The 20438-nt window shown below is 69.0% G+C and carries 9 protein-coding genes; 3 read left to right on the top strand and 6 right to left on the bottom strand.

Going from position 1 to position 20438, the window contains the following annotated elements; translation table 11 throughout:
- Nucleotides 1-32: 32 nt before the first annotated feature.
- The 6 genes from ACEN42_RS35970 to tssJ form a co-directional block, all read right to left on the bottom strand.
- A complete protein-coding gene (locus tag ACEN42_RS35970; protein ID WP_371882417.1) occupies nucleotides 33-1871 on the bottom strand; it encodes a serine/threonine protein kinase in 1839 nt (612 codons plus the stop codon).
- Nucleotides 1868-2614: a type VI secretion system-associated protein TagF gene (gene tagF / locus ACEN42_RS35965; RefSeq protein ID WP_371882416.1), complete on the bottom strand. Its 747-nt coding sequence runs from the start codon at nucleotides 2612-2614 to the stop codon at nucleotides 1868-1870. Before tagF ends, ACEN42_RS35970 begins: the two co-directional genes overlap by 4 nt.
- Entirely contained in the window at nucleotides 2611-6237 is a 3627-nt protein-coding gene (gene tssM / locus ACEN42_RS35960) for a type VI secretion system membrane subunit TssM (RefSeq protein WP_371882415.1), read from the bottom strand. The genes tagF and tssM overlap by 4 nt, the downstream gene beginning before the upstream one ends.
- A 2-nt stretch (nucleotides 6238-6239) precedes the next feature.
- The gene (locus ACEN42_RS35955; protein ID WP_371882414.1) at nucleotides 6240-7550 is read right to left on the bottom strand and encodes a DotU family type VI secretion system protein; all 1311 of its coding nucleotides are present in this window, start codon (nucleotides 7548-7550) and stop codon (nucleotides 6240-6242) included.
- 20 nt (nucleotides 7551-7570) lie between these two features.
- On the bottom strand, nucleotides 7571-8920 hold the full coding sequence (gene tssK / locus ACEN42_RS35950; protein WP_371882413.1) for a type VI secretion system baseplate subunit TssK: 1350 nt from the start codon (nucleotides 8918-8920) through the stop codon (nucleotides 7571-7573).
- 122 nt (nucleotides 8921-9042) lie between these two features.
- A complete protein-coding gene (gene tssJ, locus ACEN42_RS35945; RefSeq protein WP_371882412.1) occupies nucleotides 9043-9603 on the bottom strand; it encodes a type VI secretion system lipoprotein TssJ in 561 nt (186 codons plus the stop codon).
- 152 nt (nucleotides 9604-9755) lie between these two features.
- Here tssJ and ACEN42_RS35940 point away from each other — a divergent pair, with 152 nt between their 5' ends.
- The 3 genes from ACEN42_RS35940 to ACEN42_RS35930 are packed head-to-tail and all read left to right on the top strand — an operon-like array spanning nucleotide 9756 to nucleotide 20426.
- A complete protein-coding gene (locus ACEN42_RS35940) occupies nucleotides 9756-12125 on the top strand; it encodes a CHAT domain-containing protein (RefSeq protein WP_371882411.1) in 2370 nt (789 codons plus the stop codon).
- 58 nt (nucleotides 12126-12183) lie between these two features.
- Nucleotides 12184-13932: a ShlB/FhaC/HecB family hemolysin secretion/activation protein gene (locus tag ACEN42_RS35935; RefSeq protein ID WP_371882410.1), complete on the top strand. Its 1749-nt coding sequence runs from the start codon at nucleotides 12184-12186 to the stop codon at nucleotides 13930-13932.
- 41 nt (nucleotides 13933-13973) lie between these two features.
- On the top strand, nucleotides 13974-20426 hold the full coding sequence (locus ACEN42_RS35930; protein WP_371882409.1) for a filamentous hemagglutinin N-terminal domain-containing protein: 6453 nt from the start codon (nucleotides 13974-13976) through the stop codon (nucleotides 20424-20426).
- The last annotated feature ends 12 nt before the right edge of the window (nucleotides 20427-20438 follow it).

Below are 20438 nucleotides of genomic sequence, written 5' to 3'. Positions count from 1 at the left end.
GCCGCGCGTCATCGGGCGTGAGGCGCGTTGCGCTATTTAGACGAATGGACGACATCGATTTTGAAGGCGGCCGCGCCGAACGCGACCGGGCACGAGGGCGTCCCGCTGCCGCACGACGGCACGCCCGCGAACGGCGACGCCGTGAGCGTGCGCTGCGCCGCCGCCGCGTTCTGAGCCTCGGGCGAGAGGCTCGCGAACGCGGAATCGTGCGTCATGTCGAGTGCCGCGAAATCGCGCGGCGCGCTCGACACGATCGCGATGAAATGATTCGCGCCGACGGGCTCGCCCGCTTCCATCGGCCAGCTCGGACGCGGCAGCACGAGGCGTTTCTTCGCGCCGATGCGGTTGTCGCGGTCGAGTTCGTTCGGGAACAGTTGCAGATACTGGTTCGCCGGATCGACGACGAACACGTAGAGATAGCCATCGCGATTGCTAGTGATCGAGAAGCGCAGCCGGTCACGCCCGATCACGGCGCGCGGCTGCGGCACTTCCGCCTTCACGACGATGGACGGGTCCGCGAGCGAGACGATGCGCGCGAATTCATCAGCGGGGGTGAAGGGCGGCAACGCGGCCGGCGGCGTGACCGGAGGCTTTGCGTCGGATGCAACGGAGGCCACCGCGACCGCCCCGGACGATGCCACGGCAGGCGCGGCGGAAGCCGGAACTGGCGCGCTCGCGACGTTCGCCGCGCGATCGACAGAGGCGGAAGGCGCGTGCGACAGCAGCTTCGGCACGAAGAAGCCGAGCGCCGCCGCCGTCGCGAGTCCGCACGCCGCACCAAGCAACCAGCCGGCGCGTCGCCGCGCGCCGGGCGTCATGCCGTTCGCGCCGCCGCCTGCCGCGTCCTCGTCGAGAGAAATGCCGAGTTCGGCGGCGAACTGCCGGTCCGTCTGCGGCCGGTTCGCGGGCTGGACGCTGAGCGCGTGATCGATCGCCTTCAGGAAGCGCTCCGAATAACGCCCGGCTGCGAGCTTCGCGAGCGGCTGATAGCTGTCCTTCACCATGCGCCCGACGGACGGCGGCGGCGTCTTTCCGGTGATCGCGAAGTAGACGAGCGCGGCGAGCGCGTAGTGATCGGTCCACGGTCCCTGTCTGAGCGACGGCACTTCAGCGTACTGCTCGATCGGCGCATAGCCCGGCTTCAGGATCACGGTCAGCGCCTGCGTCATGTCGCCGATCACGCGCCGCGCCGCGCCGAAATCGAGCAGGACGGGCCGATGACTCTCCTCCAGCAGAATGATGTTGTCCGGCGCGATATCGCGATGAAAGCAGTTCGCCGCATGCAGCACGGCGAGCGCATCGACGAGCGGCGTCAGCAGCGCGCGCAGCCAGGCTTCGTCGGGCGGCGTTTTTCTGGCCTTGAGCGCGTCCCTGAGCGTCACGCCCTTGTAGTACGGCATCGCCATGTAGGCGGTGCCGTTGGCTTCCCAGAAGCGGTACACCTTCACGAGCGACTGATGATCGAAGCGCGCGAGCAGCCGGGCCTCGTCGTTGATGAAGCTTTTCAGACCCGCGCGGAACATGCTCTCGTAGCGCGCGGAGCGGACCTGCACCTGCGTTGTGCCGACCCGCGCGGCGAGCGCCGACGGCATGTACTCCTTGAGCGCGACATGACGGTCGAGCGAGGTATCGAAAGCCAGATAGACGATGCCGAAGCCGCCTTCGCCGATCAGCCCGAGAATCTCGAATTCGCCGAGCCGCGTGCCAGGCGGCAGGACGTTGTGCGTGGCGGCCTGCTCGAAGGCTTGCGTCGCACCTGAGGCGTCCTGTTGCCGAAAGCCGCTCACGATCACCGTCCGGTCGTCGCCGGCGTTGTTCTCGGTCCTGCCGTCGTCGCGGTCGTCTTCGGGCGCGCGGCCAGTCGCATTCATGATCCGCAATCCCGCAACAGGGTGGTGAAGAGCGCCGTGTCCGGCAGCCCGTAGACCGGCCACACGGTGAAGGGGCGCGGCGCGTCGTCGGGCGGATCGGCGGGGCTCGCGGACTGCGCCGAGGTCCACATGCTCATGCCGTAGACCTCGCTCTGCCACGCCGGCGCGAAGCTGCGCGCGAGCGTCTCGGGCAGCGCCTCGGGCGATTGCACGATCCACGGCTCGTCGAGCACGGCCGAGCGCGTGGCGGCGGCCGGCGCACTCAGCACCGGCACGGGCAGCGCGGCGAGTTGCTCGTCGAGACGCTCGATGCTGTGATCGAAATCGAGCGCGACGAGCGCCACGCCTTCGATCGCCGAAAGCCATTGCCACAGCGCGGCGACCTCCGCGCCCGTGGACGGCGCGCACGGCAGCGCCGCCGCGATGGTCAGCGGGAAATGCCGCCCGACGCGGTCCACCGACGCCATCACGACGCCCGTCCAGCACGAGGCGAGCGTGGGCGCGATCGCGCCGGGCATCGCGAAGAAGCGCCATACCGGGCACGTGAGATAGAGCTCGAGCCAGTCCGCGCCGAGCGCGTGCTGCGTTTCCGCGACGCGCTGCGCGAGCCACGCGTCCCACGGCGCGACGAACGCGTCGGACAGACGCCGCGCGGCGAAATCGCCGAGCGAGGGCAGCTTGCCGTACCAGCCGGCGATGCCCGCGCCGCCATCGACGAGCGTCGCGCCGAGATCGTCGCTCATAGGCGTTCCGGACAGGAAAACTTGCGCAGATCCGCGAGGCGAAACGGATTCTCGACGCTGTTCGCCGTCACTTCGAAGCGCGCCTTGCGGCCTTCCACATCGAAGGTCACGATGAAGCGCTCGGGCTGATCGGTCGGCTCCACGTCGAGCCGGTCGAACATGCGGAACAGCGCCCACGGTCCTTCGAACATCACGTTGCTCGCGCCGCTCGACGGCGGCGGCGTCAGTTGCAGGCTCACGCGTCCCGAGCCGCGCGCGCCGGGCCACTGGATCGTCGTCGCGATCTGCGGGCCGTGCGCGTAGTTGAGCACTTGCCCGTCGACATCGAGCGTGAAGGAGAGAATCGTCGGGTCCATGTCGAGCGGCTTGAACTTGAGCGTGAGCGCGGGCGTCTTGCCGCCCGCCGCGAAGAACACGCCGCGAATGGTCGCGGCGCGCTCGAACTGCGCGAGTCCCGCGGGGCTCACTTGCGTCGCCGACGAATCCGATTTCTTGAAGGCCCACGGCTTCGCGGAAACATCGACGTCCTGCGCGAGGTTCTTCTTGAAGAAGTCGTCGAACTTGCCGCCCGGCGCGAACAGCGCGCCGAAATCCTCGGGCAGCACGTCGCGCGTCGAGCCGGGATTGAACGGATAGCGCCCGCCCACCGCGCTCACGCAGTACGCGGAAATCGACTCCTTCAGGTCGCCCGTCATGTTGGCGCGCCGCACCTGCTGCGTCTGCGCGGCGCCCTGACTGCCGAGATCGAGCAGCGCGGTGCGGATCGGCTCGGGCATGCGCGCCGCCTGCGTGCGCAGCTTCGCGGGCGCGTCCGAGGGCGGCGGCGCGGTTTTCTGCTGGAGGGCTTCGTCGGTCGCGCTCAGGTATGTGTAGACGTCGTTGATCAACGCGAGCATCTGCGTGACGGGCGGCGGCTGACCTCCGCCGGGACTCGTCACGAGTGCGCGCAGCCCGGTGAAGCGGTCATCGACGATGCTCTCCAGCCGCGTGCCCGGCGCGACCGGCGCGATGCGCGTCGGGTCCGGTCCGCCGATGATGTTCAGCAACTGCTGGCGCGCCGCGCTGATCTTGTCGGTGGCTTTATCGACGACCGTGGTTTCGCTGTCGGGCTTCGCGCCGAGCGTGGTCTCGCGCGACGCGGCCTTGATCAGCATCGCGAGCGGCGAATCCGGCGCGGACAGGATGCGCGCGATCTGCACCGACTGCGTCAGATTGTCCGAGCGCACGATGCGCACGTCGTTCAGAAACTCGGTCCAGACGCGCACGTAGTCCTGCAGATAGAGCAGCCGCACGTCTTCGGTCAGACGCTGCATCGCCGCGGGATCGCCGCGAGGCAGGCCGCTCTGGTCGCGGATGCCGAGCACCCACGGCTCCTCGGCGGCGAGCTGCACCGAGACCTGATCGACGGCCTTCAAAAACGCCTTGTGATAGCCGTCGAACGAATACAGGCCGGGCACGCCGCTCGTCAACGGCTTGCCGCTCGAACGCACGAACACGAGCGACGCGTTCGGCCCGGCCGCGCGCGCCACGGTGAATTCCGGAAAGTCCGCGCCGACACCTTGCTGCTTCACGCGCCCGTACACGCGCTGCGCGAGCGTGCTGGTGGCGAGCATCGCGCGTACATGCGCGACGAGGCGTTCGTCGAACGGCAGATTCGGATGCACCACGCCGCGCGCGAACAGCGTATCGAGATGCGCGGCGAGGGTGGCGCGCTCCTCGTTGCCGACTTCGCGCGGCAAGCTGCGGTCCCAGTCGGTGACTATCCAGGTCTTGAGCGCATCGGCGTTCTGATGATCGGGCTGGTTCATCATCAGATACGCCTTCAGCGATTCATACGCGTAGCCGGGATTCGACGGGTTCGCGCCGCGCGCCTGTTCCTCGATGCGCGCCGCGAGCTTCGGCAGGAACAGATCGTCGAGCAGGCGCTCGTACGCGTCGTTCGCGGCGGCGTCGAGCTTCGCGCCTTGCCACAGGCCGAGCTTCATCGCGAGCGGCGGATGCGCGGCATCGACCTGCGGAGTCGATGCAAGACTGCGTACTGCCGAGAGCAGCGGCAGCAGCGCGACGACATTCGCGTTCGCGGCCGTCGTGCCCGCCGCTGCCTGCTTCGCGAGCTGCGCGGTCTGATCGACGCTCGCCACGTAGGAGCGGTTGCGCAGATAGCTCGTGCCCCAGAGCGTGAGCGCGCACGCGCTCACCGCCGTGATCGCCGCGTAGGCCGAAAGCCGCCACAGATGCCGCCGCCGCGCCCATTGCAGGTTCGATCCGGCGAGGCCCTGTTCCGTGAACACGACCCGCGTGAGCAGCCGTTCGAGAAAGAAGCTGCGCCCGCTCGATGCGCGCGCCGGCTGCACGCCGCGCTCGATGCCGAACGCGCGCGTGAGAGACCCCATCACGCGGTCGATGGGCGTGCCTTCCTGCGTGCCGCTCGTGAAATAGACGCCGCGCACGAGCGGGATGTCGTCGTGTTTCGATTGCACGAAGGTCGCGCGCAATGCCTCGGCGAGCACCGGTTTCAGCGCGGCGAACTGCTGCGGAAAGCCCATGATCGCGGCGCGCTGCGCGATGCCGGTCTCCGCGTTCAGGCGCTCGGGCAGACGCGCGACGAGGCGTGCTTCGAGCGCATCGAGCTCGGCATCGACGCGCGCGGCGAATTCGGCTTCGCTGAGCGGGCGCTTCGGATCGTACGGAAAGGTGAAGCCGAAGACCTGCGCGCGCTCGTCTTTCGACAGGTCCGCGAAAAACTCCGTGAAGCCCGCCAGCAGGTCCGTCTTGGTGACGAGCACGTAGACCGGAAAGCGCGTGCGGAATGCCTGCATCAGCTCGCGCATGCGCGCGCGAAGCGTCGCCGCCATGTCGCCGGCGCTCGCGGGCGTCGCGGCGAGCAGATCGGGCACGGCGAGCGTCATCAGCACGCCGTTGATCGGCTGGCGCGGACGCGTCTTGCGCAGCAGCGCGAGAAAGCCCTGCCATGCGGCCTGATCGGTGTCGCGGTCGCTTTCATGCGTGGTGTAGCGGCCGGCGGTGTCGATCAGTACGGCGTCGTCGGTGAACCACCAGTCGCAGTTGCGCGTGCCGCCGACGCCGCGAATCTTGTCGGTGCCAAAGCGCTCGGCCAGCGGAAAGCGCAGGCCGGAATGCACCAGCGCCGTGGTCTTGCCCGCGCCCGGCGCGCCGATGAACATGTACCACGGCAACTGATACAGATACTGTCTGCCCGAGAGCGTGATCCAGTCGCGCCAGCCCGGCTTTCTTCCCGACGCGGTGATGCGCGCGTCGCGCAGCGCGCCGAGCGCTTCATCGAAGCGTTTGGCGAGCGTCGCGACTTCCGCTTCGCCGGGCGTGGGCGCGGCATTGGTTCGCGCGATCTCGGGCGGCGCGGCGAGTCCGGCGCAGAGCGCGGCCTGCGTGCGCCGCGCGCGCCACGCGACCCACGCATGCCGCAGCACGAGCAGCAGTACGACGCAGCCCATCGCGATGAAGCGCGCATCGCGCGTTTCGAGCGGATACTTGCCGGCGATCGACACGAGCGGCCCGGCGATCCATATCGCGCCCGAAACGAGCAGAAGTCCGATGACGAGCAGCAGCAGCGGATGGAAGACGATCTTCAGAAGCTTCTTCATGGTCAGGACCCGGGCTTCGCGAACAGCGTGACTTCCACGCGCCGGTTGCGCGCGCGGCCGGCGAGCGAATCGTTCGGCGCGACGGGATCGGCTTCGCCCTTGCCTTCCGCCTTCAGACGCGCCGCCGGTACCGTGGCCGCGAGCAGGTCGCGCACGTTCGCGGCGCGCTCCTGCGACAGTTCCCAGTTCGACGGATAGCGCGCCGAGCGGATCGGCCGGTCGTCGGTGTGGCCGGTGACGAGCACGTTGCCCGGCACCGCCTTGAGCGCCGCCGCGATCCGTTCGATGAGCGGCCGCACCCCGTCCGACACTTCCGCGCTGCCGGGCCTGAAGACGTTGTCGCCGTGCAGCGTGACCACCGAACGGTCCACGCGGTCATCGACGGCGAGCTGGCCATCGCGGATTTCCTGCGCGAGAAATTCGGCGAGACGCGGCCGCGCCGCCTGCGTGACGACGAGCGGCCGTTGCGCGCCCGCGCGGATCGACGCGAGCGTGTTGAACGCGGGATCGGACAGTTGCCCCAGGCGAAAGCTCATCGCCAGATACGCGAGCGTGAGCACCAGCAGCGCGAACGCGCCGGCGACCCACACCGGCAGCACGTCGGTCGTGCGGCGCCGGGCCGCGGGCACGCCTTCCCAGTGCGGCGAGAGCGCGCGTTCCGGCTCGCCGCGCTCCTTGCGGATCAGTTGATAGAGCCGCGCGCGGATCGCATCGAGCGCCTGCCTGCCTTGCGCCGCCACGCGATAGCGTCCCTCGAAGCCGAGCGCGAGCACCATGCTCGCCAGTTCCAGCAGATGCAGGTGTTGCGCGGGCTTCTGCGCGAGCCGCGCGAGCAACTGGAACACTTTCTCGCCGCCCCACGCCTCGTTATGGAAGGTGACGAGCAGGCTCTGACGCGCCCACACGCCCGCGCCCCACGGCGTGCACGACGCGGCTTCGTCGAGCATCGTGCAGACGATGTAGCGCGCCGCCGTCACCTGTTCCGCCGCGACGCCGTTCACGCGCGCCTGCGCTTCGAAGCGGCGCACACCGGCCGCGAGCGAATCGCGCAGCGCGGCGGGATCGGCGCACGCGCTCATCGTGCGGATGCGCGGCGCGAGCTGCAACAGCGGCGCGCACGCGGCGACCAGCGGATTGACCGCGCCGCCCTGCGCGAAGGCCGCGTCGAAGGCATGCGCGTTTGCATCGGGCGATGCCGCGCCGGGCGTGAACGGCCCCTGCGTGTTCCCGGTGCGGCGGCGCGCGCCGGGATTGGGCTTGATCATCGTCTGGTCGGATTCGAATCCGGCGAAAGGATCGTCGTCGTTCGTCATGTCGTCGGGAAACCTAATGATCAGTGGCGGATCGCCCAGCACTCCAGTTCCAGCGCCGGAAACTCGCCCGCGATGTACATCGCCAGATTGCCGGTCTGCTCCAGCTCCTTCCACAGTTCGCCGCCGCGATCCATTTCGAAGTACGAATAGCCCGCGTGAAACGGAATCTGACGCGGCGCGACCGGCATCGCGCGCAATTCGATGCCCGGCAGCGCGAGATTCACCAGATCGCGCAGCTTTTCGGCGGGTGCGACCTTGACCTGCGTCGGGAAGCGCGTGCGCAGCGCCTCGCCCGGCATCTGCGCGCTCGCGGCGAGCACGAAGCCGGCGGTGCGCAGCAGTTCGAGATCGTTGATGACGGCGACGCGCACGCCGGGCTTCCTGCTCTGCAATTCGATCGCGATGGCGTTCGGCTCCGGCACCTGCGCGAGCAGTTGCCGCACGTCGCGCATGAGCGGTTCGAAGGAACTGGCGAGATCGTCGTGGCGATACGGCGGATAGGCGAGCACGCGGCGGCGCTCGTCGAAGGCGGCGAGATCGCCCGCGAGCGCGAGCGTCGTCTGATAGAGGCGTTCGGGATGCAGGAGCGGCACCTGCAGCAGATGCGCGAACTGCGGCTCGAAGCGGTTCAGCGTTTGCAGCAGCAGGAAGTCCGCGATCTCGGAGACACCGCCGCGCCCCGGATTGGCGATATGCCGCGCGAGCCGGTCCGCATGCTGATGCAGCAGCCCCGCGATTTCCTGTGCATGGCCGAGCAAACGCGCATCGGCGAGCGCGTGGAGCATCGGCGGGACATAGCGCGCGTCGAGCATCACGCGATTGTCCGCGCGCCGTTCCAACACGCGCGCAATGCCGATGGTCGCGAACGCGTCGGTGGCGTCGCGCGCGAGCATGAGCCGCAGGTTCGGCGCGCCCACGCGCATCTCGGCGACGCGGTCGGTGCTGGTCGTGACATCGGCGACGGCGGTGTCGGTCGTGCGATAGCGCAATGCGTCGGCGTGACCGTTGATCACCGGGGCCGTGCCGTCGGGATCGAACTCCTTTGCGCCGAAGCGTTCCAGCGGCAGCGCGAGCAGCACGGTTTCGTCGCGCGCGCCGGCGGGAATGTCGAGCGGCGGCGGCGCGGGGAAGTCGTCGGGAAAGGAGAACCCGGTGCCGTCGGGCAGCACGCCGAACGCCTGCGCGAGCGCGATCTTGCCGAGCCCGAGCGCGACTTCATCGAGCATGACTGACGCCCAGCCCCACGACCATGCCTCGGTCGCACGCGCATGCGAGCGCACGAGATGCTCGATGAAGCGGTCGTGCTGCTGGAAATGCTGAGGTTCGAGAAACAGCCCCTCGGACCAGATCATGCGTTGGTGCCAGGTCATGGTGGCGTATCCGCTTCGCGTGGGTTCGGCGTTCCGCTCGCGCATTGCCGCAGCATGGCGCGAGCGCTCCGCTCATAGAACGATCCAGCGGCGCGAATTTGCAAAGCGGCGCGGGGGCGGATTCACTTCGCCTTCTTCTTTGACGGCGGCGGCGCGGGAGCAGGCTTCGCTGCGATCGACACATCGGCGGCGTCGATGCTCACGCTCATGATCGTCGTCTGGTTCGGCGGCACGGGCGCGGTCGCCCGCCAGCGCGAGCGCTCGATATCGCGATACGCCGCCACGACCGCGATGAACTTCGTGCCCGGCTGCACCGGCTGCTCGACGCTCTGTTTATCGCCGGGCTTGAGCAGGAACTCGTTCTTCGCATTGAGATCCGCGCCCAAGGTCGCCTGATCCTTGCCGTAGAGCGTGAAGAAGTCGGCGCTGTCGAAGGCGGCGGTCGCCTTCAGCTCGTACACGCGCACGAGCACGGGCGAGGGACGGCCGCTGCGATCCGGATTGACCTTATCGATGGCGTTTACGTCGATATGCACGATCGTCGGCGGCGGAGGTGGAGGCGGCGGCGGCGACTTGCACGCCGTGACGGCGAACGCGCACATCAGGACGAAAGGCGCGACGGCGCGCGCGGCAATGAAGCGCATGAAGCGCCCGAAGCGTGAAATCGGCTCGACGTTGCTCATGGTTCGTCCGTATGCCTGCCAACACAGCAGCAGACGAACGGCGCCGCTGCATTTTTCAAACCGGCCGCAATGGATCGTCTACTCGTGACACCGCCGCGAACGTTTGCCGCTCGCGTCGAAACAAAAGCCGGGGTCCATCGAGGAGCGCATCTGTGAAACCGATCGAGCGGATCGCGTCGGCCTGTATCGAGGCCGATGCACACGCGCCCATGAGCGGCGCGGGCAAACGGGTCGACATTCTGTTCGCGCTGCTTACGATGCTGGCGCTGGGTTCGCCCGCCGTTCATGCGCAGGCCACGCTGCGCGCTGCCGGATCGGCGTGCGCACCGGATGCCGCCAGCATTCAGCTCGCGTCGAACGATCTGCACGAACCGGGCATGCAGCTCGCGCAGAACGACGCGCCTGCCGGACAACCCGCGCGAGGCGCGCGCAACGCGCCGGACACGAAGGAAACGCACGCCGCGTCTGCATCGGATGCCGCGCAAGGCGCGCCGCTCACGAGCGCGGCGCGCGACGCCGAAGCCCGCGTGCGCGACGCCGAAACCATCGCGACGCTCTCGAAGGAAGGCCAACTGCTGCTCGCGCGCGATCAGGTCAAGCTCGACGGCTATGCGTACTGCAGCATGTCGGTGGCGGCGGCGGAGCGCGGCGACTTCCGCGAGAGCATCGAGGCGGCGTCGCGCGCGCTCGTCGTCGCGAAGGAGACGGACAACTCTAATCTCGCCGCGCTGTCGCGCCGCGACCTCGCGATCGCCTACAGCTACGCGGGCGATCTCGACGACGCCGCGCGCTACGCGAAAGAAGCGCTCGCCGCGGGCGAGAAGAATCCGCAGCAAGTGCTCGCGCCCGCGCACAAGGTGCTCGGCGACATCGCGGCGCGGCGCGGCGATGCGGCGGCGGCGCTCGCCGAATATCGCGCGGCGCTGGATGCGGCCTCGCCGCGCTATCGGCCGCTGGTGCTGCTGTCGATCACCAATGCGCAGATCGCGAGCGGCGATGCGGCGGGCGCGCGCGCGACCTTCGAGCAGACCGGCGATGTCGACGGCACGCTGCTCGCGCCGCTCAGGAAACGCATCGAAGGCAATCTGCTGCTCGCCGAGAACAAGCCCGAACAGGCGCTCGCCGCGTTCTCCGCGAGTGCGGCGAAGGGCGGATCGGATGCGAGCTACGACAATCTGTGGGCGCACGAAGGCATGGGCCGCGCATATCTCGCGCTCGGTAAGCGCAAGGAAGCCCGCGATGCGTGGCTCGCCGCGCTCGACGATTCCGAATCGATCCGCGCGCGCTTTCGCAGCGACGAGTTCAAGACCGGCCTCTTCTCCGACACGCAGACGGTCTTCGAGGAAACCATCGCGCTGGTCGTGGAGGACGGCGACTATCCGCTCGCGTGGACGCTGTCGGAACGCAGCCGCAGCCGCGCGCTGCTCGACGTGGTGCGCAACCGGCTCGACAAGAACGTCGATGAAACGCAGCTCAACGGCCGCACGCTTTCGCTCGCCGACGTGCGCGCCACGCTCGCGCCCGGCGAGGCGATCGTCGAATATCACGGGCTGCCCGACCGGATGATCGCGTGGGTCGTGCGCGCCGATGGCATCGCGGGCTTCACGCTGCCGATCAAGCGCCACGACATGACGCTCGCCGTGAGCGACTTTCGCAACGCGATCATTCGCGGCAAGCCGCAGGCGATTGCCTACGGCACGAAGCTCGATGCGCTGCTGATCGAGCCGCTTGACCTGCGTGCCGACGAGCGGCTCATCATCGTGCCAAACGGCGCGCTGCACTACATGCCGTTCCAGGCGCTCAAAAATGCACAGGGCTTTCTGATCCAGCGTCACGCGATCTCGCTCGCGCCTTCTGCGAGCGTCGCGGTGCAGCTCGTGCGCCGTCAGCAGCATATCGCGAGCAATCTCGTCGCGTTCGGCAATCCGCGCATCGGGCCGGAGTACGAACTGCCGTCGGCGGAGGCGGAAGTGCGCGCCATCGGCCCGCTGTTCGCGCGCAACGAGACCTTCCTGCGCAGCGACGTGACGCGCAAGGCGTTCGACGACAACGCGCCGGCCGGCCGCATCGTGCATGTGGCGACGCACGCGCAGGCGGACACCATCGATCCGCTGCATTCGCGAGTTCTGCTCGCGCCTTCGAGCCAGCCCGCCGATGGCCCCGACCCGCTGCTCGCCGCCGACATCTACAACCTCAAGCTCGACACGGTGGCGCTCGTCACGCTGTCCGCGTGCGAGACGGCGCTCGGGCGCGTCGGGCGCGGCGACGAAATCATGGGCTTCACGCGGGCGTTCTTCTATGCGGGCGCGTCGGCGCTGCTGGTGTCGATGTGGCCGGTCGCCGATGAATCGACCGAACTCACGATGCGCACGTTCTATGGCTCGCTCACGAAGGGCGAGCAGGCGATCGACGCGATGCGCGACGCCCAGCTCGCGGTGCTCGCCAACAGCCGTTTCGCCCATCCGTTCTACTGGGCGCCGTTCGATCTGATGGGCAACTGGCGGCTTTCGGTCGCCCGCTGAGTTTCGTCCGACGCCGTGCCGCGCCGGTCCCGATGAGGATGTCGCCGTGAACCATGCCATGAAAACCGAACTTCCCGCCCGGCGTTTGCCTTCGCGTCTGCGTCCGCGCCGTCTCGTGCGCATGGCGGGCGCGAGCCTCGCCTGCGCGAGCGCGATCACGGCGTGGGCGCAGCAGGTGCCGCTGCCCGGCACGGCGCAGGTGCCGAGCGCGGGCACGCTGCTCAACGAGCAGCCGCGCCCGCCCGTCACCGCGCCGCCGCCCGGCGGCGGGGCCAACGCGCTGCCCGCGCCGATCGCGCCGCCCGAGCCCGTGCCCGAGGGCAAGAAGTTCGTGCTCAAGAGCATCCGGCTCGCGGGCAACGAGACCTTGCCCGCCGACACGCTGCTCGCGCCCGTCGCCGACAGGATCGGTCAGGAAGTGTCCATCAACGATCTCAACGCGATGGCCGCGCGCGTCGCGCAGGTGTATCGCGATCGCGGCTATCCGCTCGCGCAGGTCGTGATTCCGCCGCAGGACGTGACCGAGGGCGATGTCACCTTCACGGTGCTCGAAGGCAAGATCGGGCGCGTGCGGCTGACCCTGGCGCCGGGCGCGCCGATCAAGGAGTCGCTCGTGCGCGCGCGGCTCGCCGCGATCGAGCCGGGCAAGCCGCTCAGGCAAGGCGAGCTCGAACGCACGATGCTGCTGCTCTCGGACGTGCCCGGCATCAAGGTGAGCTCGGCGCTGGAGTCGGGCAGCGCGCCCGGCACCGTCGATCTGAACGTGACCGTCGAGGCCGCGCGCCGCTACGACTTCGCGCTCGCCGGCGACAACTACGGCTCCGCGCCCGCCGGACGCTGGCGTCTGGGCGCGGTGGGCCGGCTGGCGTCGCCATTCGGCATAGGCGACAACCTCGACGTGAACCTGCTCGCCGCCGAGCGCGCCGACACGCTCTACGGGCGCGTCGGCTATGACGCGCCGATAGACGCCAACGGCACGCGTCTCGGGATCGCGTACTCGCATCTTTACTACTACCTCGGGCAGGACTTCTCGGCGCTGCAGGCGCACGGCAATGCCGATGTGGTCACGGCGTCGGTCACGCATCCGCTGATCCGCTCGCGCAGCCAGAACCTGCTCCTGCGCGGCGCGCTGGAGTATCGCTCGCTCACGGACAAGATCGATACCGTCAACTTCGACAATCCGCAGAAGCTGTATGTGGCGAGCGTCGGGCTGTCGTACGAGAGCCGCGACAGCTTTCTTGGCGGCGGCTTCAACAGCGCCGACCTGCAACTGGCCTTCGCACACCTGAATATCGATTCGACGGCCGGGCAGCTGATCGATCAGGGTCCGGGCGGACGCGATACCGCGGGCAACAGCGTGCGCATGATCATGCAGGCCAACCGCCTCAATGCGATCACGCCGAAGACGAGCTTCTTCGTCGGCGTGTCGGGGCAGTGGGCCAACCAGAATCTCGACAGCTCGTCGCGCTTCGCGCTCGGCGGGCCGAAGGCGGTGCGCGCGTACTCGCCGTCGGAGGCGATCGTCGACGAAGGGCTGGTCGCGACGGCCTCGTTGCGCTACGCCGTGATTCCGACGCTGACGCTCTCCGCCTTCTTCGATATCGGCGTGGGCCGCTACAACGCGCGCTCGGTCCCGGGACAGGGCGCCAACACCGTAACGCGCAGCGGGGCGGGCCTGGGCGTCTTCTGGAACGCGCCTTACGGCATCACCGTGGACGCCAGCGTGGCGTGGCGCACCACCCGCGCCGACAGCACCGGCGATGACAAGGTGCCGCGCGTATATGTTCAGGTTTCCAAATCGTTTTAGCTGATCAACGCCGCATCGGAGCGGTCAGACAGGAGTTCGACATGAGCGACGACATCAGCCTTCGGACCCGCCGGCATCGCCGGGAGTGGGAGCGAGCGATCCGGCGGCTTGCCAGGCGCGCGGCGCGCCATGCGGGCATCGACGTCAAGCCGGCCGCGCTGTTGCCGCTCATCGCGCTGGTGGCCGCGCCCGGCGTGTTCGCGCTGCCAGGCGGCGGGCAGGTGGTGACCGGCAACGTGAGCATCAGCCAGCCCGATCCGCACACGATGACGATCACGCAGGGCATGCAGAAGGGCATCGTCAACTGGAATTCGTTTTCGATCGGCGGGAACGAGACGGTGAACATAGCGCAGCCTTCGCCGCAGGCGGTGCTGCTCAATCGCGTGACGGGCGGCGAGGCGAGCAACATCGCCGGGCATCTCAACGCGAACGGGCGGGTGTTTCTCGTCAATCCGGCGGGCGTGCTGTTCACGCACGGCGCGTCGGTGAACGTGGGCTCGATCGTCGCCTCCACGCTCGGCATTTCGGACAGCGATTTTCTCGCGGGCAAGTATCGCTTCACGAGCGCGCAGAACGCGGGCGGGCTCGTGCGCAACGAAGGCACGATCACGGCGAGCGAGCGCGGCACGGTCGCGCTGCTCGGCGCGCAGGTGGACAACAGCGGCACGGTGAGCGCGAAGCTCGGCACCGTCGCGATGGGCGCGGGCAGCGACATCACGCTCGATTTCGCGGGCGACGGCCTCACCATGCTCAAGATCGACGGCCCGGCGGCGCAGGCGCTCGCGAGCAACTCGGGCGTGCTTCAGGCCGACGGCGGCCAGGTGATGATGTCGGTGCAGACCGCCGATGCGCTCGCCTCGACCGTGCTGAACCAGACCGGCACGGTGCGCGCGCGGAGCGTGACGGAGCGCAACGGGCGCATCGTGCTCGATGGCGGCAACGCGGGCCTGACGCAAGTGGCGGGCAGCGTCGATGCGACCGGCGGCGCGGGCCTTTCCGGCGGCAGGATCGATATCACGGGGTATCACGTCGAACTGAAGAGCCCCGTGTTCGATGACGAGGGCAAATTGCTGCAGCAGGGCGCGACCATCGACGCGAGCGGCGGTGCGGGCGGCGGGCGCGTGCGCGTGGGCGGCGGCTCCGCAGGGAAGGAAACCGATATCCACAACGCCGATGCCGTGTGGATGGGGCCGGGCGCGCAAATCCACGCGGATGCGCTCGACAGCGGCGACGGCGGCAACGTCGTGGTCTACGGCACGAACGCGGTGCGCGTGTTCGGCACGCTCACGGCGCGCGGCGGGAACGTCGCGGGCAACGGCGGTCTGATCGAGACGTCGGGGCGGTTTCTGGATGTGGCGGGCGCGAATATCGATGCATCGTCGCTGCATGGCATAGGCGGAACGTGGCTGCTGGATCCGTACGACGTGACGATCACGTCGACCAGCATCGACAGCGGCGGTGGGCCCAATTTTTCCGCGTCGTCGGACCTCTCGACGATCTCGGTCGGCACGATCAACAACCGTTTGAACGCGGGGACGTCGGTCACCATCAATACCGGGACGGGCGGCACGCAGAGCGGCGATATCACGCTGCAAGGCATGATCGACAAGTTTCAGGGCAACGCGGCGACGCTGACTTTGCTCGCCGCGCGCTCGATCATCATCGACAGCACGGCGGAGGGAAGCGGCGGGGCGGGGATCATCTCGTCGCAGGCAAGCACCGCGCCGGCCAGCCCGCTGTCGGTCGTGCTGACGGCGAACACCGCGGGTCACACCGACGGCACCGCGCAAGTCCTGCTGCGCGGATCGGAAGGCAATGCGCCGCTGCAGTTCTTCACCAATGGCGGCGACGTCACCATAGGCGGGCAGGCGGGCGGCGTCGCGCCGCGCGTCGTGGTCGACAACGTCAACATGGACACGCGCACGCGCACGGATACGCTGTCGGGGGACGGAGCCGTCCAGATCGGCACGGATGCGCCGAGCGGCCGGATCTCGATCAATGGTTCTGCCCCGGTGGACGCGGTCGGCGACGCGCGCGGCCTTGGCTACGGCGTGAATGTCGAAGGCGGGTCCACGCTGCAAACGACGACCGGCGCGATCGCGCTGACCGGCGACGGCGTGACGGGCGGCGTGAAGGTCGGCGGCAGCGTCGGCAACAGCGCGCGCGCCTCCAGCATCACTTCGACGACGGGCGAAATCAGCCTGAACGGCACGGGATCATCGGCAGGAACCGGCGTGGTTCTCACCGGCGCGAACGTGAGTTCGGGCGCCGGCGCGATCACGGTGACGGGCACGGGCGGGACCACCGGCGCGAGCACCGGCGTGGCCATGAGCGGCGGCAGCCTCTCGACGACCACGGGCAACGTCACGCTCACCGGCAACTCGTCCACGGGCGTCGGAGTCGCGATCAACGGCGCAACCGTCGATGCGACCGGCGGCGCGATCACGGTTTCGGGCACGGGCTCCTCGCAAGGCGTGGCGCTTTCCGACGGCGCGCTCAGATCCGCCACCGGCAATCTCTCGGTCATCGGCAACTCGGCGGCGGGCAACGCCGTCTCCATCAGCGACGCGACGCTTTCCACGTCCGCTGGCGCAATCTCGGTAACGGGCACCGGTCTCACAGGCGGCGTCACGCTCTCGAGCACGGACGTCGGCTCGGTGACCGGCAATGTAACCATCGACGGCACCTCCGCGGACGGCATCGGCGTCGCGCTCGATCAGGCGACGCTCACGTCTCGCAGCGGCGCGTTCTCGCTGACAGGACGCGGCGGCGCGGGCGGCGTCTCCGCACAATCGGGCAGCATCGAGCCGGGTTCCGGCAACGTCACGATCGACGGCACCGCGCTCGCCTCCGGATCGGTTGCACGGGCGGACGGCGTCTCGCTCTCCGTGATGCCGATCACCACGACGGGCGGCATCACCATTCGCGGCCACGCGGCACTCGATGGCCCGCTTGGCGGCGGCGTGACCATCGAGGGAGCGGGCGAAGGCAACATCACGCTGCGTTCGGGCCTGCCCGGCATCCGCGTCTACGGCAGCGGCAACGGCTACGAAGGCGTCTCGACCTCGGCGGGCGGCGTGGACAGCGGCCGGGGCATCTTCTTCGTCGCGTCCAACGGCAACGGCACCGGTGGCCCGATCGACATTCGCGGCGTGACCAACAGCACGGAAATCACCGCGTCGGGCGCCGATGCGCGCTTTCATTCGGGCGTGAAGCTCGTCAACGCGAGCCTCGACGGCTCGGACATCACGCTCGCCGGCTCCATCTCCGGCGGCGCGACGGTGGAGCTGGCGGGGCTGCAGATCATCGATTCCAGCGTGGGCTCGACGGCCACGAAGACGCTCACGCTGCGCGCGTCGAACACTGCCGCGAACACGTCGTCCATTGCGTTCGATACCGGCTCGACCTCGCTCGATGCACGCTCGACGCTGGCCGCGCCCCACGGCACGCTCGTGCTCGCGCCGGGCAGCGTGTCGGCGACCACGTTCGACATCGCCGCCGACGATGCCGCGCCGATCAGCATCGGCGTGACGGGCGCGACCGGGCGCGGCTTCACCATCGACAGCACGTTGGGCACCCGCTTCACAACGAGCGTCGATAACATCTATATCGGCTCCGCGTCGCACACCGGGCATATCGCGGTCGGCGCCACGTGCGCCGCCGCGCCGTGCGCGGGCCTGCCGACCTTCGGCAATCTGACGGTCGCCAACGGCGGCGCGGGCAGCCAGGGCATTTCCTTGCTCTCGGGCATTTCGCTGGGCGGGCAGCTCACGCTCGATTCCGCCGGACCCGTGACGCAGGCGGCACCGATCGGCGCGGTCGGGCTCCTGCTCACCGGGCCGGGCACGTTCACCCTGATTAACGCGAACAACGTCTTCGGGCCGGTCACGCTCGTCGGCACCGGCAATACGTCGCTCAGCGGCACGAGCCTGACGCTCGACAGTGGCAGCGGGACCGTGTTCGATGCGGCCACCAACGCCTTCAGGACGATCGACGGCACAACCCGCTCGACGCTCGCGGGCAACCTGACGCTCACATCGACGAGCGGCGATATCGAGATCGGAACGCCGCTCCAGAACACGTCGGGCCACGACATCACGCTCGATCTGCACAGCGCCGATTCCGTCACCATCGGCTCGAACATCACCTCGACGCTCGGCGCGCTCAACCTCGTCGCCGACGCGCTGAACGAAGTGTTCGTCGGCGGTTTCGCGAGCGGCGACGGCACGGCCTCGCGCGTCGCCATCCAGACCAACGGCGGCAACGTGACGCTGACCGGGCAGGGCGCCACCGTGACCACGTCGGACGGCCCGGCCAGCACCACCGGCGCGGGCGTCGTGCTGCGTCTGGCCGACATCGATACGCGCACGGGCGCGGCGAACGACACGCCGACGGCAACAGGCGGCGCCGTGACGATCCGCGGCACCATGCCCGCGCCAGCCGGCGCCGCCGGATCGTTCCTGGGCACGCGCGCGGGCATCGAAGTCAACGACGCGACGATCGCGACCGGCAGCGGCGACGTCACCCTCGTCGGGCAGAGCCTGAATCCCGGAGTGAATCCGGGCGGCGGCGTGGTGCTGGGCGACGCCGCGCAGTCCAAGTCCGGGCCGGGCGGTCCCGCGCGCATCACCACGGGCACTGGCGCGATCCGCATTTACGGCACCGGTAGCGGCCCCGGCTATGCCGGCGTGACGGTGACGAACGGCGCGTCGATCACGAGCGCGGGCGGTCTCATCGACATACGCGGCAGCAGCGCGAGCGTCTACGACATCACCGGCGCGAGCGCGTCTTCGCCTACTTACGGGGTGCTGCTGTTGAACGGCTCGATCAACGCGAGCGCGCCGTCCGGCACGGTTTCGATCGCCGGGTCGACGCCCAGCGCCGATGCGGGCATCGCATACGGCGCCGTGCCGCTGCCGGGCTTCCCGCCGCTGACGGCCGGGCCGTTCTCGATCACGACGGGTGAGGGCGGCGTCATCTCGCTGCGGGCGTCCAACAACGGCACGGCCACGAGTCTCTTGGGCCGCGTCGGCGCGGGCTCGATCGATCCGAAGGGCGGCACGCTCGCGATCTCGGCTGGATCGGTCGATCCGTCGAGCTTCAACGTGACCGCGCTGAACGGCGTGCCGATCACGCTCTTCGGCACGAGCGCGACGCCGGGCCTCTCCATCGACAACGCCACGTATCAGACCTTCTCGACCAGCCTGCAAACCCTCGTGCTCGGCTCGCCGACGCAGACCGGGCGCATCACGGTCGCGGGACCGTGCGCGGGCGGCGCGGGCTGCGCCACGCGTCCGGCGGTCGCGACGAGCCTCACGCTCGAAAATACCGGCGCCGGCAGCCAGGGTATCGATCTGCCTTCCGGCATCGCGCTGCCGGCCAACGCCACGCTCGCGCTCGACACGACCGGCACGGTCAGCGATCCGGGCGGCGTTCAGACCGGCACGCTGGTGCTCGCGGGCGGCGGCGTCTTCAATCTGCTCGATCCGAACGACATCGATACGCTCGTCATCGCGGGCGCGGGCACGGTGAACTTCAGGAACGCGGGCAGCTTCACGATCGGCGCCGGCAGCGCGAACGGCGTCGATGCGAACGGCCGCGTCGTGCCGATCGGCGGCCAGCCGGGCACGCTCACGGGCAATCTCGTCGCGATTTCCGACAACGGCCAGGTCACGCTCGGCGCGCCGAACGCGCCGCTGAATCTGCAGGCGGGCGGGAGCATCGACCTCGTGATGGAGAACGCATTCTTCGACAATCCGTACGGGAGCACGCTGGGCGCGGGCAACGCCTGGCGAGTGTGGGCCATGACGTGGCAAGGGGAGAACCGCGGCGGCATCGATCCGCGCGGCCCGCTGCCGAACTTCTATGGCTGCGTCTACGGCGGCGTGTGCGGCTGGAACGGCCGGCCGTCGATGGATGTCGTGTCGGGCAACGGCAATCATTTCGTGTACACGCAGCGGCCGGCGATCACCGTCGATATCGGCAATCAGGATCGTTACGCCGGGCAGGACAACCAGCCGTTCAGCTACTCGTCAGGGCAGCGCTTTCTGAGCGGCGATCAGCAGGGCAACGTGCTCGCCGGTTCGATGAGCTCGCCGGCGAACCGCAATTCCGCCCCCGGAACATACGCGATCAACGGCACGTTCTCGTCGGCCGTGGGCTACGACGTGACCGTCGTTCCCGGCACGCTCACGGTGATGGCGCCGCCCCCGCCCCTGCCGCCGCCTCCACCGCCGCCCCCGCCTCTCGAAGGCGCGGTCTTCAACCGCACCGGCCTGCAACCGCTCTTCACCGCGCAGGAGCAGAGCTTCGTCTACGAGAGCAATCTCGGCGGCGTCAATGTCTGCGTCGGCACGAGCGAGCCGATCCTTGCCTTGCAGCAGTCCGAAGGACCGGCCGATTCGCTCGCCTCCGAATGGAAGCGCGTGCGCTCGCGGCCGAACCTGAACAACTGTCTGGTGGTGAACGGCCAGCACGGCTGCGGCGAATTCTGAGAACGGAGCCGT

This window comes from Caballeronia sp. S22, assembly GCF_964261745.1.
GTDB classification, from domain to species: Bacteria; Pseudomonadota; Gammaproteobacteria; order Burkholderiales; family Burkholderiaceae; genus Caballeronia; species Caballeronia jiangsuensis.
Note: the sequence above shows the minus strand (reverse complement) of the source record. Positions and strands in the feature narration are given on the sequence as shown.